At 66.8% G+C, this 14,824-nt stretch carries 12 protein-coding genes; all 12 read right to left on the bottom strand.

Annotation, left to right across the window (positions count from 1 at the left end):
* Positions 1 to 94: 94 nt before the first annotated feature.
* Positions 95 to 2,119 (bottom strand): RNA polymerase sigma factor RpoD, encoded by a 2,025-nt coding sequence (gene rpoD / locus VGN66_RS16440; protein ID WP_327519871.1) that lies wholly within the window; start codon positions 2,117 to 2,119, stop codon positions 95 to 97.
* Between the two features lie 53 nt (positions 2,120 to 2,172).
* Positions 2,173 to 4,965 carry a DNA primase gene (dnaG, locus tag VGN66_RS16435; RefSeq protein ID WP_327519870.1) on the bottom strand — a complete coding sequence of 931 codons (2,793 nt, stop codon included), beginning with the start codon at positions 4,963 to 4,965 and terminating at the stop codon, positions 2,173 to 2,175.
* A gap of 55 nt (positions 4,966 to 5,020) precedes the next feature.
* Positions 5,021 to 5,659 carry a phosphoribosylanthranilate isomerase gene (locus VGN66_RS16430; RefSeq protein WP_327519869.1) on the bottom strand — a complete coding sequence of 213 codons (639 nt, stop codon included), beginning with the start codon at positions 5,657 to 5,659 and terminating at the stop codon, positions 5,021 to 5,023.
* 91 nt (positions 5,660 to 5,750) lie between these two features.
* Complete coding sequence (locus tag VGN66_RS16425) at positions 5,751 to 7,313, bottom strand: leucyl aminopeptidase (protein ID WP_327519868.1); 1,563 nt, start codon at positions 7,311 to 7,313, stop codon at positions 5,751 to 5,753.
* A 56-nt stretch (positions 7,314 to 7,369) separates the two neighbouring features.
* On the bottom strand, positions 7,370 to 7,888 hold the full coding sequence (locus VGN66_RS16420; RefSeq protein ID WP_327519867.1) for a GNAT family N-acetyltransferase: 519 nt from the start codon (positions 7,886 to 7,888) through the stop codon (positions 7,370 to 7,372).
* Positions 7,889 to 8,252: 364 nt separating this feature from the next.
* The gene (gene pyrF, locus VGN66_RS16415) at positions 8,253 to 8,924 is read right to left on the bottom strand and encodes an orotidine-5'-phosphate decarboxylase (RefSeq protein WP_327519866.1); all 672 of its coding nucleotides are present in this window, start codon (positions 8,922 to 8,924) and stop codon (positions 8,253 to 8,255) included.
* A complete protein-coding gene (locus VGN66_RS16410) occupies positions 8,921 to 9,268 on the bottom strand; it encodes a hypothetical protein (protein ID WP_327519865.1) in 348 nt (115 codons plus the stop codon). The genes pyrF and VGN66_RS16410 overlap by 4 nt, the downstream gene beginning before the upstream one ends.
* Positions 9,269 to 9,331: 63 nt before the next feature.
* The gene (locus tag VGN66_RS16405; protein ID WP_327519864.1) at positions 9,332 to 11,626 is read right to left on the bottom strand and encodes a patatin-like protein; all 2,295 of its coding nucleotides are present in this window, start codon (positions 11,624 to 11,626) and stop codon (positions 9,332 to 9,334) included.
* 2 nt (positions 11,627 to 11,628) lie between these two features.
* Positions 11,629 to 12,324, bottom strand: a complete 696-nt coding sequence (locus VGN66_RS16400) for an endonuclease/exonuclease/phosphatase family protein (protein WP_327519863.1) — start codon at positions 12,322 to 12,324, stop codon at positions 11,629 to 11,631.
* Between the two features lie 339 nt (positions 12,325 to 12,663).
* Positions 12,664 to 13,053, bottom strand: a complete 390-nt coding sequence (locus VGN66_RS16395; RefSeq protein ID WP_327519862.1) for an MmcQ/YjbR family DNA-binding protein — start codon at positions 13,051 to 13,053, stop codon at positions 12,664 to 12,666.
* Positions 13,038 to 13,604, bottom strand: a complete 567-nt coding sequence (purN, locus tag VGN66_RS16390) for a phosphoribosylglycinamide formyltransferase (protein ID WP_327519861.1) — start codon at positions 13,602 to 13,604, stop codon at positions 13,038 to 13,040. The genes VGN66_RS16395 and purN overlap by 16 nt, the downstream gene beginning before the upstream one ends.
* A 108-nt stretch (positions 13,605 to 13,712) precedes the next feature.
* Complete coding sequence (gene purM / locus VGN66_RS16385) at positions 13,713 to 14,807, bottom strand: phosphoribosylformylglycinamidine cyclo-ligase (protein WP_327519860.1); 1,095 nt, start codon at positions 14,805 to 14,807, stop codon at positions 13,713 to 13,715.
* Positions 14,808 to 14,824 lie beyond the last annotated feature (17 nt).

Genomic DNA, 14,824 nt, shown 5'->3' with positions numbered 1-14,824 from the left:
GGAGCCGACGCAAGGGGTTATCCGAACCGGACATACCCACCTCGCCGCTGCATGGGGACAGCGAACCTGTCCCCATGCGGCTGGCGATGTGACCTTACTGGTCGAGGAAGCTGCGCATTTTGCGGCTGCGGCTCGGGTGTTTGAGCTTGCGCAGCGCCTTCGCCTCGATCTGGCGGATGCGTTCGCGGGTCACGCTGAACTGCTGGCCAACCTCTTCGAGCGTGTGGTCGGTGTTCATGCCGATGCCAAAGCGCATGCGCAGCACGCGCTCCTCACGCGGGGTGAGGCTGGCGAGGACGCGGGTGACCGTTTCCTTGAGGTTCGCCTGGATCGCGGCGTCCACCGGAATGATCGCGTTCTTGTCCTCGATGAAGTCGCCGAGGTGCGAATCTTCCTCGTCGCCGATCGGCGTTTCGAGGCTGATCGGCTCCTTGGCGATTTTCATCACCTTGCGCACCTTTTCGAGCGGCATCGAGAGGCGCTCGGCCATCTCTTCCGGCGTCGGCTCGCGGCCCTGCTCGTGCAGGAACTGGCGGCTCGTGCGGACCAGCTTGTTGATCGTCTCGATCATATGGACCGGGATGCGGATCGTGCGCGCCTGATCCGCGATCGAACGCGTGATCGCCTGACGGATCCACCAGGTCGCATAGGTGCTGAACTTGTAGCCGCGGCGATATTCGAACTTATCGACCGCCTTCATCAGGCCGATATTGCCCTCCTGAATGAGATCCAGGAACTGCAGGCCGCGGTTGGTGTATTTCTTGGCGATCGAGATCACGAGGCGGAGATTGGCCTCGACCATCTCCTTCTTTGCGATGCGTGCCTCGCGCTCGCCCTTTTGGACCATGTTGACGATGCGGCGGAATTCGCCGAGCGCCATGCCGGTCTGCTGGCTGATTTCCGAGACTTCGACGCGGATGCGATCGACGGCGGCGGCCTCATTCGTGACGAACGCGGCCCACTTCTTGTCGAGCTTGGCGACCGATTCCAGCCAGTTTTCGTCCATCTCGTGATCGACATAGCGATCGAGGAAGTCCTTGCGGCTTACCTTGTGGCGCTCGGCAAGACGCAGCATCTGGCCGCCCAGCGCGGTCAGGCGCCGGTTGTAGCTGTACAGCTGATCGACCAGATACTCGATCTTGGCGTTGTGGAACTGGACGCTTTCGACCTCTGCGGTCAGCTCTTCGCGCAGCTTGTGGTATTTTTTCTCGTCCGACGCGCTCAGCTCGCCACCCGCCGCCATCGCGTCGAGCCGGTTCTGCTGAACCTTGCTGAACTTCTTGTAGATCGCCGTGATGTTCGCGAAGCGCTCGAGTGCCTGCGGCTTGAGCGTTTCTTCCATCTGGGCGAGCGAGAGGGTGTTGTCCTCTTCTTCCTCGTCCGAAATGCGCGGAGCACGACGTTCGGTCAGCTCATCGTCTTCATCGGCAGGAGCCTCTTCGGGCTCTTCCTCTTCCTTGAAGCTGGCGCCGGCGGTCTTCTCGCTGATCTCGCCATTATCGTCGGCCTCGGCACCCTCGACCTGCTCGGCCGACGGTCCCTTGGACAGCATCGCGTCGAGATCGAGGATCTCGCGCAGCTGCATCGTGCCTTCGTTGAGCGCGTCGGACCAGCCGATGATCGCGTTGAACGTGATCGGCGATTCGCACAGGCCCAGGATCATCGTGTCCCGGCCGGCCTCGATCCGCTTGGCGATCGCGATCTCACCCTCGCGGCTGAGCAGCTCGACCGCGCCCATCTCGCGCAGATACATGCGAACGGGATCGTCGGTGCGATCGACGATCTCCTTCTTCTTCGCGATTTCAAAGGCGGGTTCGTCGTCCTTACCCTCGGCATCGACCTCGTCGGGCGTGTCGTCTTCGGGCTGATCGTCCTCGCCGACATCCTCATTCTCGACGACGTTGACGCCCATGTCGCTGAGCGCAGACATGACGTCTTCGATCTGGTCAGTCGTGAACTGATCCTGCGGGAGCATTTCGTTGAGCTGGTCGACGGTGATGTAGCCGCGCTTTTTCGCGCGAGCGACCAGCTTCTTGATGGAACCTTCGTTGAGATCGATCAGGGGCGCGTCGCCCGTCTCGGTCGAATCCCCATCGTCTGCCATATTTGCCTTAGCCATCGACTGCCTTTGAAATCATATGGCGGCAATTATACGCCGCCCTAATCACCTAATTACGTCTCGTCCGCAAGCATCAGATTAGCGAGCCGCATTTCCAGCTCTGCCTTTCGCCGTACCAGCGCGACTTGGCGCTCGAATGCCTCGTCACTGAAACGCGCCTGCACCGCCGCAGTTGCCTCTGCCAGCGCCGCCTCGACCTGAGGTCGCGCCGCCAGCACCGCGATCGCCTCGCCAAGGTCGAGCGCGGCCCGCCCCGCATCCCATTCCTTCTGCGTGAAGGTGAAGGGAAGCTGGTCGGCGCGCAGCAACTCAGCTGCTTGTGAATCGAAACCGGACGTCGCCAATATGGTACGCAGGCGCGCGCTATCAAGCGCCCGGTCCTCCAGCGCGACATCGACCACCGCCTCGAACAGCCGCCCGAGCGCGCCATCGGCATGGGCAAGGCTGGTCAGCGTTTCGACATGACGTGTGATTTCGGCAGGGTGGCGGATCAGGCCGGCGAGCACAGCCTTGGCCAGCACCCGGTCGATCCCGCCCGTGCCCACCGCGTGCGCCGCCGGGCTGGGGGGCGGTTCGGGTGGTTGCCAGCGCTGGCCGGGCTTGAACGGGCCGCGGCTCTGGTTCCGGGGCGTGAAGGTGCGCGGGGGCGGGGCGAAGTGTTCGTCGACGCGGCGGCGGAACTCGTTGACATATTCGTGGCGGACATTGCCGTCCTGGATCGTCGCGGCGAGATCGGACAGGCGACGCTTGAGGCCCGCGCGCGCCTCAGGCGTGTCGACCGGCTCGGCGGCGAGTTCGTGGGTCCACAGGCGATCGGCGAGCGGCTGGGCCGACGCCAGCAGCGCCTCGAACGCCTGCGGTCCCGACGCGCGGACGAGGTCGTCGGGGTCTTGCCCTGGGGGCAGCGTGACGAAGGCCAGGCTGCGGCCCGGTTGGAGCAACGGGAGGGCGCGGTGCGCGGCGCGGATCGCCGCTTTCTGGCCCGCATTGTCGCCGTCAAAGGAGAGGTAGGGGATGTCGGCCAGCCGCCACAGCCGCTCCAGCTGGGTCTCGGTCATCGCGGTGCCGAGCGGGGCGACCGCTTCGCCAAACCCGGCCTGCGCCAGCGCGATCACGTCCAGATAGCCCTCTACCGCGATCACGCGCCCGGCCTTGCGCGACGCGGCGGAGGCGCGGTCGAGATTGTAGAGGGTGCGGCCCTTGTCGAAGAGCGGGGTTTCGGGGGAGTTGAGATATTTCGGCTCGCCCTCACCGATGATCCGCCCGCCAAAACCGATGATGCGACCACGCGCATCCTTGATCGGGATCATCAGGCGTCCGCGGAAGCGGTCATAGGGCTCCTTGCCATCGACCTGGATCAGCAACCCCGCCTCGACCAGCATCGCGTCGCCATAGCTTTTCAACGCTTCACGCAGCTTCGTGCGGGAGTCGGGCGCATAGCCCATGCCGAACGTGCGCGCGGTTTCCGCCGTGACGCGGCGGCGCTCCAGCAATGCCCGCGCGTCGGCGCCGGCGATGCCGTGGAGCTGGTCGGAATAGAATTTGGCGGCGTCCGCCATGACCTCATGCAGCCCCTTGGCGCGCTCGGCCCGTTGCGCGGCGCGGGGATCGTCGGCGGGCATGTCGAGCCCCGCCGCCTGTGCCAGTTCCTTGACCGCGTCGATAAACGGCAGCCCGTCATGCTCGGTCATCCAGCGGATCGCATCGCCATGCGCGCCGCAACCGAAACAGTTGCCGGTCAGGATATTGTCTTCGAGCGCGAAGGCGTAGGTTTCCGGGACGGATGCGCAATAGACGGTTTCGATCCGGTCGGACGGCGCGACCGCCCGCACGACCCAACGCAGCCGGTCGAAGCGCTTGGCGTGGGTCGCGAACCGATCGCGTGCGCGCGACAGCAGGAACAGCGCCGGGTCGAGCGAGGACGGAACGAAGTGAATGCGGTGCAGCGCGCTGGGGCTATCCCCAAAGCCTCTCCGCATCAGGGTGGTGCGGCCATAGGTAGCGATGCCCAGCTTGAGCGCGATGTCACGCACGTGTTCCAGCGCGGCGGGATCGGCCGAGTTCAACATCGCGGTTCCGTCCTTTGAGACGTGACCATCTGCAGCGATGTAACCGGCGAGGAAGCCGAGGAGATAGGCGTCGGATCGGTCGAGCGACGGGAGCGCCTTGAACCCCTCGAACGCGCGGCCGCCGTATATCCGAAGATAGGTCTGGCCGTTGGCGCGCGCGTGGGTGTGATGCTCCTGATCAGAGAACCACCGTGCGAGTTCGGCATCCTTGTCGCCGTGCAGGTTGACCGTCCCGTAGACGTCCTTGAACATCGTCCCGTCGCCAAACACGATCCCGTGCCGAACACCCTCTGGATCGAGTTCCCAGTCGGTGCGGGGTTCGGGCAGCACGCTTTCGAGCGCATGCCCCGGACGTAGCTGGTCCGTGCGGACCTCCGACTTCCGGCCCTTGACGAACCAGCGGTGGCCGTCGGTCGCCCAAAGCGTCTTGCTCAACCCGTTGCGGGAGAGATCGATCCGCCAAAGCCGCTGCTGGCCATAATCGTCGAATCGGGCGTCGACCCATTTTCCGCCGCGGGTCAGTACCGTCGCTTGTTGCCCGGCGAGCGATCCGATCGGTCGGCGCCCCGCGCGCGTGACGACGGGCGTTTCGGCGGCCAGGCAGTGATAGAAGCCCTTGTCGTCGTTGATCGTGAACGACGGCGTCTTCTCGTTATGGAAGGGGCAGCACGCCTTATACTCGCGGCCCGCGCGCGTGATTTTCACGCTGCGACCGATCAGGGCGGACAGCGTGGTGCGGGCGCGCAGCTCGTCGAGAAAGGCGGGCGTGAGGCTCATGGGGCTGAGTCGGACATGCCCAACCCTTGCCCGGCCCGCAAGCGGCTGGTCGGGGTCAGAGCGTCGCGACGGTTTTGAGGAAGGCGGCGATCCGTGCCTTGTCCTTGACCCCCGGCGCGCTTTCGACGCCGGAGGAGACATCGACCAGCCGTGCGCCGCTGGTCGCGACCGCCTCGCTCACATTGTCCGCGTCGAGGCCGCCGGACAGCGCCCAGGGCAGGGGATGGTCGAAGCCGCGGAGCAGCGTCCAGTCGAAGCGCAGGCCCATTCCGCCGGGGAGCTTGGCATCCTCCGGGGTCTTTGCGTCGTAGAGGATGCGTTGCGCCGCGCCGCGAAAGGCGTGGGCGGCGTCGAGATCGGCGCGGGTCTTGACCGCGACCGCGATCCACACCGGCAGGCGCGTGCGCGTTCCGATCTCTGCGGCGCGTTCCGGTGTCGCGCGATGGAGCTGGATCGCATCGAGCCGGGCGGAGCGAATCGCCTGGTCGAGCAGCGCATCCTCCGGGTCGACGAACACGCCGACTCGCTCGACATGGCCGGGCACCTGCGCAGCGAGTGCTGCGGACTGGTCGAAGGTGACGTGGCGGGGGGAGGGGGGGAAGAAGACGAAACCGATATGGCTCGCCCCGCCCGCGACCGCGGCGTCGAGCGTCGCGGCGGTGGACAGGCCGCAAATCTTGGCTGTGACGGGCATCGCGGCTGGCAATCGGCCCCGGGTGGCGGTTTGGCAAGCGGAAGTTGGGGCGCGGTGGACATGATCCACCGCGCCGCCAAGCATGCCGGTCCTATTTCTCGAATTCGCGGACCAGCGCGTCGAACAGGCGGACGCCATAGCCGCGCGCACCCTTGGGCATGGTCGGGAGCGATTCGTCGGCGCCATCGACCCCGGCCATGTCGATATGCGCCCATGGCGTCGGCTGGGGCGTCAGGAACCCGATGAAATGCGCGCCGCGCCCGGCACCGGGGCCGGACTTGGTGGTGCCGTTGGCAATGTCCGCGATCGGCGACTCCATGTCCTTGGCGTAGCTCGGGTGGAGCGGGAGCCGCCACACCGACTCGCCCGATGCCGTGGCGGCGGACTGGACGTGTACCGCCAGCGCCTCGTCACGCGCGAACAGGCCGGCATAATCGTCGCCGAGCGCGGTGATGACTGCGCCGGTCAGCGTTGCGATGTTGACGAGGGCGGCGGGCTTGAACCGCTCGATCGCATATTGGTTGGCGTCGGCCAGCACCATGCGGCCCTCGGCGTCGGTGCTGATGATCTCGATCGTCTGGCCGTTCATCGTGCGCACCACGTCGCCGGGACGCGAGGCGTTGCCGCCGGGCATATTCTCCGCCAGCGCGGCGATGCCGACGACGTTGGCCTTCGCCCCGCGCTTGGCCGCGGCATAGACGCCGCCCATGACGGCGGCCGCTCCGGCCATGTCGCCCTTCATATCACCCATGCCCGCGCCGGGCTTCAGGCTGATGCCGCCGCTGTCGAAGGTGATGCCCTTGCCCACGAGCGCGAGCGGGGCGGCGTTCCCGGCGCCGGTATATTCGACGATCATCATCCGCGCGGGGTGCCGCGATCCGGCGGAGACCGAAAGGATCGCCCCCATGTTGCGGCGGCGCATTTCGGCTTCGTCGAGGATGGTGATGCGGACATTGGGGACGCCAGCGAACTGGGCGCGAACGGTGGCGACGAAGCTGTCGGGGGTCTTGGCGTTGGAGGGCAGCGTGATCAGGTCGCGGGCCATGCGCGCGCCGTCGGCGACACCGGCATGGTCGCGCGCGAACGTCGCCTCGCCGGTCGGGGCGACGATGGTCAGGGGCTGAACGGCGGGGGCATCGACGCCGCTCTTGAGCTTGTCGAAGCGATACTGGCCGAGGCTGGCACCGAGCGCGACATGCGCGGCGGGGTCGCTGGCGGCGCTGGACAGGGTTCCGGCGAGAATCGCGACCGGCTGACGGTTGTCGCGCGTTTCCTGCGCGGCGCGGCCACCGAAATCGGCGAGCGCTGCGGAGTCGAGCTGGCCTGCGGGAACGCCGATCAGGACGACGCGGTGATAGCCGCCGACGCCGTAGAGCGAGAGCGTCTTGTCGGCGGCGGCCTTGAACCCCGCGGTCTGCACGGCGCTGGTCACGGCGGCGCGGAGGGCGGCGGGGACGTGGGAAAGGTCGGTTGCGCCCGCCATCGGGATCACGAGGACGCCATCGCTGGGGGCGGTGGCGGCGAAGCGGATCGGGCGTTCGGCGCTGTTCGGGCGCTCGCTGGCGCTGACCCCGGTGCCGATGGCGACCCGTTCGGATTGGGCGAGAGCCGGGGCGGTGGCTAGAATCGTGGCGGCAAGCAACAGGACACGCATCGGCATCAACTCCCTGGACGTTGTGATATCGTCACATCCGTAACCAGCGCGGCGGGTCAGGGCAATTGCTGTTGGTCGAACAACGGTTTGACCAGCACGGCCATGGTCAGCGGGGGATCGACCGGAACGGGGAAGGGGCGGGTCTCGCCCGAGCGGGTGTAGCCGTGGCGCTCATACCAGGCGATCAACTCGACGCGGCGGTCGATCACCGTCATCTCGATGCGGGTGGCGGCGAAGGTGTCGCGCGCGGTGGCTTCGGCGGCGGCGATCAGCTGCTTGCCGATGCCGCCGGCCTGAAGTTGCGGATCGACGCAGAGCAGGCCGAGATAGGCGAGGCCTTCGCCGCGATTGGCGACGTTGACGCAGCCGAGGATGGTGTCGCCGTCGAGCGCGATCAGCAACCGGCTGTCGCCATCGATCAGCGTCGCGAGTGTGGCGAGATCGGTGCGGGTATCGCTGAGCAGGTCCGCCTCATGCGTCCAGCCCTGCCGCGCGGAATCGCCGCGATAGGCGCGCTCGACTACGGGGTGGAGGCGGGGGAGGTCGGTGGGGGTGGCGGGGCGGATGGTGGGCATTGATCAGCCGAATGCCGCCCAAATTCTTCGGCTGCAAGGAAAGGGTTGAGGAAGGCTAGTGGTCGCCGCGAATTCTTCGGACCAGCCAAGCCGCGCCAAGGCCTAGAAGCGCGAGAGCCATCCACGCTGGCAAATAGAAAACCAAGAGGAAGGGCGCGATGACCAAAGCCAGACCGCAACCGTCGCCAGGACTGGAGGAAAAAGCACAGCCAGACGCTAGCAAGCCGAGCGCCAACTCCGCGAACGGGAGAACCGCCAAAACTCCCAAAAGGGTGAATCGCAGTGCGCGGTTGGGCACAAATGACAGGGCTAAGCCTGCAATAAACGCCACCGGCAGATACAGTAATGCGAACAATGGCCCGCCTTACAGCGTCGCCTCGATCTCGCGCGCGGCGAGGTCGGGGTCTGCGGCCTGCGTGATCGGGCGGCCGATCACGAGGATCGACGCGCCGGCGTCGAGTGCGGCGCGGGGGGTGACGACGCGCTTCTGGTCGCCGCTTGTCGCGCTCAGCGGGCGGACGCCGGGGACGACGAAGAAGCCATCCTTCCACGCCGCGTGCGCGGCCTTCACTTCCTCGCCCGAGCAGACGATACCGTCGACGCCGGCCGACTTGGCGAGTTCGGCGAGGCGGACGACCTGTTCGTGCGGGTCGGGCGAAAGGCCGATGGAGGTCAGGTCATTGGCGTCGAGGCTGGTGAGCATGGTCACCGCGACGACCTTGGTGCCCGTTGGGGCGGCGGCCTTGGCATCCTCGAGCATCGCGCGACCGCCCGAGGCGTGGACCGTGATGATCGCGGGCTCGAGCGGGCGGAGCGCCTGCACCGCCTTGCCCACCGTGTTGGGAATGTCGTGGAACTTGAGGTCGAGGAAGATCGGCAGGCCGATATCCGCCATCTCGTGCACGCCGTGGCGGCCGTTCGCCATGAAGAACTCAAGGCCCAGCTTGATCCCGCCGACATGGTGGCGGACGCGGGTGGCGATCGCCTTGGCGCGTTCGATGTCCGGCGTGTCGAGGGCGACGTAGATCGGGCTCATGGCGTGACCAGCGGCGGTGCAGAAGGCGTTTCGGCAGGGGTGTCGAGATCGCCGGGATCGCTCGCTACGACCGGCGCAGGCACGACGGCAGGGGCGGGGCGCAGGTCGTCGACGGTCCGCTCCAGCATCGCGATCCGGCTGCGCATCCGCCAGCGCACGGTGTGGTAGATCGCCAGCATCGGCACCAGGCCGCCGAGATAGACGACGAATAGCAGGAAGGGGAGGTTCACATCGGCGATCAGGCCGCTCCACAGATGGATTTCGACCGGATGCCAGTTGGTCACGGCGAACGCGGCCGCGAGACCCAGGATCAGGAACCAGAACAAAGCCTTCAGAAACTGCATCCGCTGCGATCACCCTGTTGTATGTGCGGGCAGCTTAGGCCCGGACCGCCCGCTTGGCCAGCCTCAGCCGATCTCGGCGCGCAGCTGATCAAACAGGCCGGGCACCGCTTTCAGCCGGGGTTCCTCCTCATCAAGGATGGCGAGGAACAATTCGCGCTTGATCGTCGCGATGCGTCCTGCCGCGAGACGCGCGCCCGGGGGAAGGGTCGAGAGGATGATATCGACCAGCCGGTCCGCACCGTGGAGGCGGCCCCAGAGATAGTCGTTCTCACGATAGGCGCGGCTAAAAAAGGCGCCGAAATTGTTGAACTGAATGCCCTTGAGCGTCGCCGCCGCGCCGCCGCTTCGGATTGCTGTCGCGTCGTCGGGGGAGATGCGGTCAACGCGGATCGGATCGAACTCGTTGAGCCCCTCGCCCCGCAACAGCGGTAGGGTCGCGATGTCGAAAAACGGGAAGCCGAGATAGGCGAGCAGCATCGGTCGGCGCAGGTCGCGGGGCAGTTGACTAAGCCCTTCGGAGAGGCGCGCGTCGGTCTCGTCATCGAGCGTGCGCAGGTCCATCCGCGCGGCGAGCTCGTCCATCAGCGCGGCGGCGTTGCAATCGGTCGCGCGGATCGATTCACGCATGCCGAGGAACGGGTCGGAGCGCTGGCATTCGAGATAGCCAGCGAGCGATTCGTAGATGGCGGTGCGGATCGGCGCCAGCTCCGCGCGGCTATTGTCCTGATCCAGTTCGGTCGCGCGGCGGGCGAGCAGGCGCAGGCGGCGGATGCGGAAGCCCAGATCGTGTGCGCGCAGCAGGTCGAGCGTCGCGGGGTTCGCCGACGCCGTGTGGCTGGTGCTGAAATCGTCCGCGCCACGGCGGACGATCTCCGCCCCGATCGCGGTGCGCATCCGCCGCCAACGATCCGAGCCATGCAGGTCGGCGATCTGATTGAGGTGGGTCGCGATGCGGTCGGCAACGCCCTCGACCTTGAGCAGGCCATAGGCGGCGTGGCCGTAACCGGCGCGGGAGGCTGCGGCCTGTTGCGCGCGGGCGCGCCACGCGGCGAGGCGCTTGGGCGTCGGGTAGTCGAGAAACAGCGTGTAGCCGAACAGCGATTCGACCTGTCCCTCCACCTCCGACCGGATGCGTTCGATGATCGTGAGCATCCGCTCGATCTGCGCCGAGCGCTGGTCGAGCGATTCGAGATTGTCGCGGATCGGCTGCTGGCGGGGGAGTTCGGACAGCGCGCCGATGATCGTACGGAAAAAGCCGGGACCTTCCTGCGGACCGGGACCGGGGCTGGCGATGCGATAGCCCGGCGTCGGGTCGATGAAGACGAACCGGCGATCGATCTGGCGCCGAGCCGGGCGCTCACGCAGCGCGTCGATTGCGGGACGGAACGGCGCATTGGCGAGCACCGACCCGTCGATCAGCGGGGCGGTATCGGCGACGCCTGCGGCAAATTGACGCGGCAGCGCGTGTTCCAGGAAAGAGGCGCGGCCGGGCCAGTCGGTACCGCGTTCGGCCAGCACTGCATCGACTTCGGCGACGGTGGCGGGCGGGAAGGCACCGGGAAAGCTGGACGTGGCGCGCGCGGCGAAGGCGAGCTCTGCAGCATGGCCGAGCGCCCCGCCATCACTGCCGTGATCGCTGAACGAGAAGACCAGGCGATGTTCGGTCTCCACCACCTCGGGCGGTGAGTTCAGCCGCAGCCGTTCGGGATGGCCGCGAAAATCAGTGACGGTGACGAACAGGTCGAGCGGCTGTCCTTCGGGCAGCAGGCGCGGGCCGGCGGGCGCGTCGCGCATCGCCTCCAGCGCATCGAGCAGCATGTTCATCAACTGCTTGCCGCCAAAGGGCGGTTCGAACCAGCGCGAGCGGACGAAACGTTCGAGCTTGGCGCGCACCTCGGCCCGGGCAGCGGGTTCGACCGTCGCATTGACCGCCGAATCGCGACCGGCGAGCATCCACGCGATCGGCATCGCCCACATCTTCGCGAAGCGGTGGGAGGGGCCATGCTCGGGGTTGAGCAGCGCCTCGACATCCGCGATTTCGAGCCACAAATCGGTCAGCGGGTCGAGCGACTGGCCGCTGGTCACCGCCTGGGCGAGGAACACGCCGTTGATGCCACCGGCGCTGGCTCCTGCGACGATATCGACCATGACGCGCAGGTTCAGGCCAGCCTCGTCCCCGATCGATTCGAGCAGCGCGTAATAGACCCGCTCGCTCGCCCCGGCTGCGGGCTCGAAATCGCGATGCGCACGGCTGGCGCGGGCCAGGTGCCAGATTTCCTTGGTGATGCCGTGCATGTAGATCGCGAGGCTGATCCCGCCATAACAGACCAGCGCGAGGCGGAGTTCCTTATCTTGCACGCTCAGCCGCGCCGGACTTCGGCCCAGACGGGCAGGTGATCGGATGCGGTGCGCGCGGCGGCGCTGTCATTGACCCCGCACTCACCGATGCTGAGGTCGCTCGATACCATGATCCGGTCGAGCCGGGCGATCGGGCGGCGGGCGTGGAATGACCGGCCGGTCGGTGCGAAGGCGAACTCCTTGCCGAAGTCGCGCAGGCACCCCGATTGCGCGCTCCAGTCGTTGAGGTCGCCCATCATCACGGTCGGCATGGCGCGCTCGCTGCTCGCCAGATGGGTCAGGATCGCATGCGCCTGACGCCGCCGCCAAAGGCCCGATAGATCGAGGTGCATCCCGACGACGCGCAGCATTTCGCCGCCGATGCGCAGATCCGCCATCACCGCGCCGCGCGGTTCGAGCGCGGGCAGATGGATGATCTCGCAATCGAGCACCTGCGCCTCCTTGCGCACCAGAATCGCATTGCCGTGCCAGCCCATCGATCCCGAGCGGACACCGAACGATACCGCCTTCCACGGACTGTGTTCGTCGAGCATGTGCGGCGAGATCACCCCCTGGCGCTGGCCAAAGCGGCGGTCGCATTCCTGCAGCGCGATGACATCGGCATCGATCTCGCGCAGCACCTCCAGCGTACGCTCGGGGCGGCGGCGGCGATCGGTGCCGATCGCCTTGCGCATATTATAGCTGGCTACTTTCAGCATCGGCCCTGTTTGGGCGGCGCGGCGGCGCGAAGCAAGCGCAGGATCAGGGGGTGACCGGGGGAATGGCCATCGGCGGCTGGTTGCGCGCTTCGGCGGCGGCCTCCTGAAGGCTGCGTGCGGTCGCGTCAGCGGCGTCGGGAGTCATGGCAATCGCGACCCCGTCGGGGCCATCAAGCAGGACGAGGCCTGCTTCCGCGCTGGCAACGCCGGACTTTTGATGAGGTTCGCGTCCCTGACCGTGCATCGCCCTGACTTTCCCTGTTACTCACGTTAACCGCGCCAAACGCGCCGTCTCGGCAAAATATCCCGCGATTTGTGGGGCTTTTGTCGCGTTTTGGGTCAGCGTCCGCCAGCTTCGAGCAGGCGGCGCGGCGCGACAAGCTCCCAACTGATTGCGACACGGTCGCCGACGCGGTCCCAGTCGATGTCGGGGCGGTCGAGATGCATGCCGACCCAGCCCGACGGGCCGAAATAGGGTGGACGGTAATAGAGGTCGGGCTCCATCTCGATCAGCATCGCCTGTTCCTCCGGCCCGCTGGTCTTGACGATCGCGGCGGTGACATCGTCGCCATGGTGCGCGTGCCAGAAAAAGGCGAACATTCTGCCTTTGGTGATGAAGAAGGCGGGCATGCCGTGCGAGAGTTTTTCGTTGGCCTCGGGCAGGGCGAGCGCGATGGCGCGGAGCTTGTCCAGCGCTGCGCTCGCCTGAGAGGTCATCGGCTTAGCCATTGTGCGACAATGCGGGGGTAGAGTTTGTGTTCCTCGGCCAGCACCCGTTCGGCCAGTGCATCGGAGGTGTCGCCGGGCAGGATCGGGACGCGCGCCTGTCCCAGAACCTCCCCGCCATCGAGTTCCTCGGTCACGACATGGACCGAGCAGCCGCCATGGCTGTCACCCGCTTCGATCGCGCGGGCGTGGGTGTCGAGGCCCTTGTAGAGCGGGAGCAGCGAGGGGTGGATGTTGACGATACGGCCCCGCCAGCGCGCGACGAAATCGTCGGAGAGCAGGCGCATGTAACCGGCGAGGGCGATGGCTTCGACGCCGGCGTTGCGCAGGGCCGTGTCCATCGCGGCTTCGTAGTCCGCCTTGGCCATGCCCTTGGGCGATTGGGCGAAGGTAGTGATCCCCTGTTCAGCGGCCCAGGCGAGGCCGGCAGCTTCCGGCTTGTCGGAAGCGACGAGCGCGACGCTGTAGGGCCAGTCAGCCGAGCGCGATCCCTCGACCAGCGCCTGCATGTTCGACCCACGGCCAGAGATCAGGATGCCGAGCTTTCGTCTCATCCGTTCCCCTCCCGCGTGTGGGAGGGGCTAGGGGAGGGCCTGTCCTCACAAGGGGCGGCCTGTAGTAACAGGCCCTCCCCCGACACCTCCCGCAAGCGGGAGGGGAGATTATGCATGATGCGTCGCTTCCCACGCTTCGCGCGCGCTCCAAGTCTCGACGCTGCCCGAAACGGTGCAGCCGCGCTGGCCGGCCTCGATCGTGCCGATGCGGTGGACGGTCTCGCCTGCTGCCTCGAGTTCAGCCGCGACGGCGTCCGCCTGATCGGCCGCGACCACGGCGATCATGCCGACGCCGCAGTTGAAGGTGCGCGCCATTTCCTGCGGTTCGATATTTCCCTGCGCCTGCAGGAACGCCATCAGGCGGGGCTGCGCCCAGCTATCGGCATCGACGCGGGCGTGGCAGCCTTCGGGCAGGACGCGCGGAATATTCTCGAGCAGGCCGCCACCGGTGATATGGGCGAGGCCGTGGATGGTGCCCTTGCGCAGCTGCGGCAGCAGGCTGCGGACATAGATGCGGGTCGGCGCCATCAGCGCGTCGAGCAGGATCACTTCGGGATCGAACAGTGCCGGACGGTTGAGCTTCCACCCCTTGTCGGCGGCGAGGCGGCGGACGAGCGAATAGCCGTTGCTGTGGACGCCGGTCGAACCGAGGCCGAGGATGACGTCGCCCGGCGCGATCTTCTTGCCATCGAGCAGCTGGTCGCGCTCGACCGCACCGACGCAAAAGCCGGCAAGGTCATAATCACCATCGGCGTACATGCCGGGCATTTCGGCGGTCTCGCCACCGATCAGCGCGCAGCCGGCCTGTTTGCAGCCCTCGGCAATCCCCTCGATCACGCGCTCGGCGACGCCGTTCACCAGCTTGCCGGTTGCGAAATAGTCGAGGAAGAACAGCGGCTCGGCACCCTGGACGACCAAATCGTTGGCGCACATCGCGACCAGATCGATCCCAACGCCGTCGTGCGACTCATGGTCGATCGCCAGCTTGAGCTTGGTGCCCACCCCGTCATTCGCCGCGACCAGCAGCGGATCGGTGAACCCCGCCGCCTTGAGGTCGAACAGGCCGCCGAACCCGCCAAGATCGGCGTCGGCGCCCGGACGGCGGGTGGAACGGGCGAGCGGGGCGATGGCACGGACCAGCGCATTGCCGGCGTCGATCGAAACGCCCGCCTGGGCGTAGGTATAGGACTTGGGATCGGTCATGTGGCTGCGCTTAGCGC

The organism is Sphingomonas sp. (assembly GCF_035998645.1).
GTDB lineage: Bacteria > Pseudomonadota > Alphaproteobacteria > Sphingomonadales > Sphingomonadaceae > Sphingomonas.
Note: the sequence above shows the minus strand (reverse complement) of the source record. Positions and strands in the feature narration are given on the sequence as shown.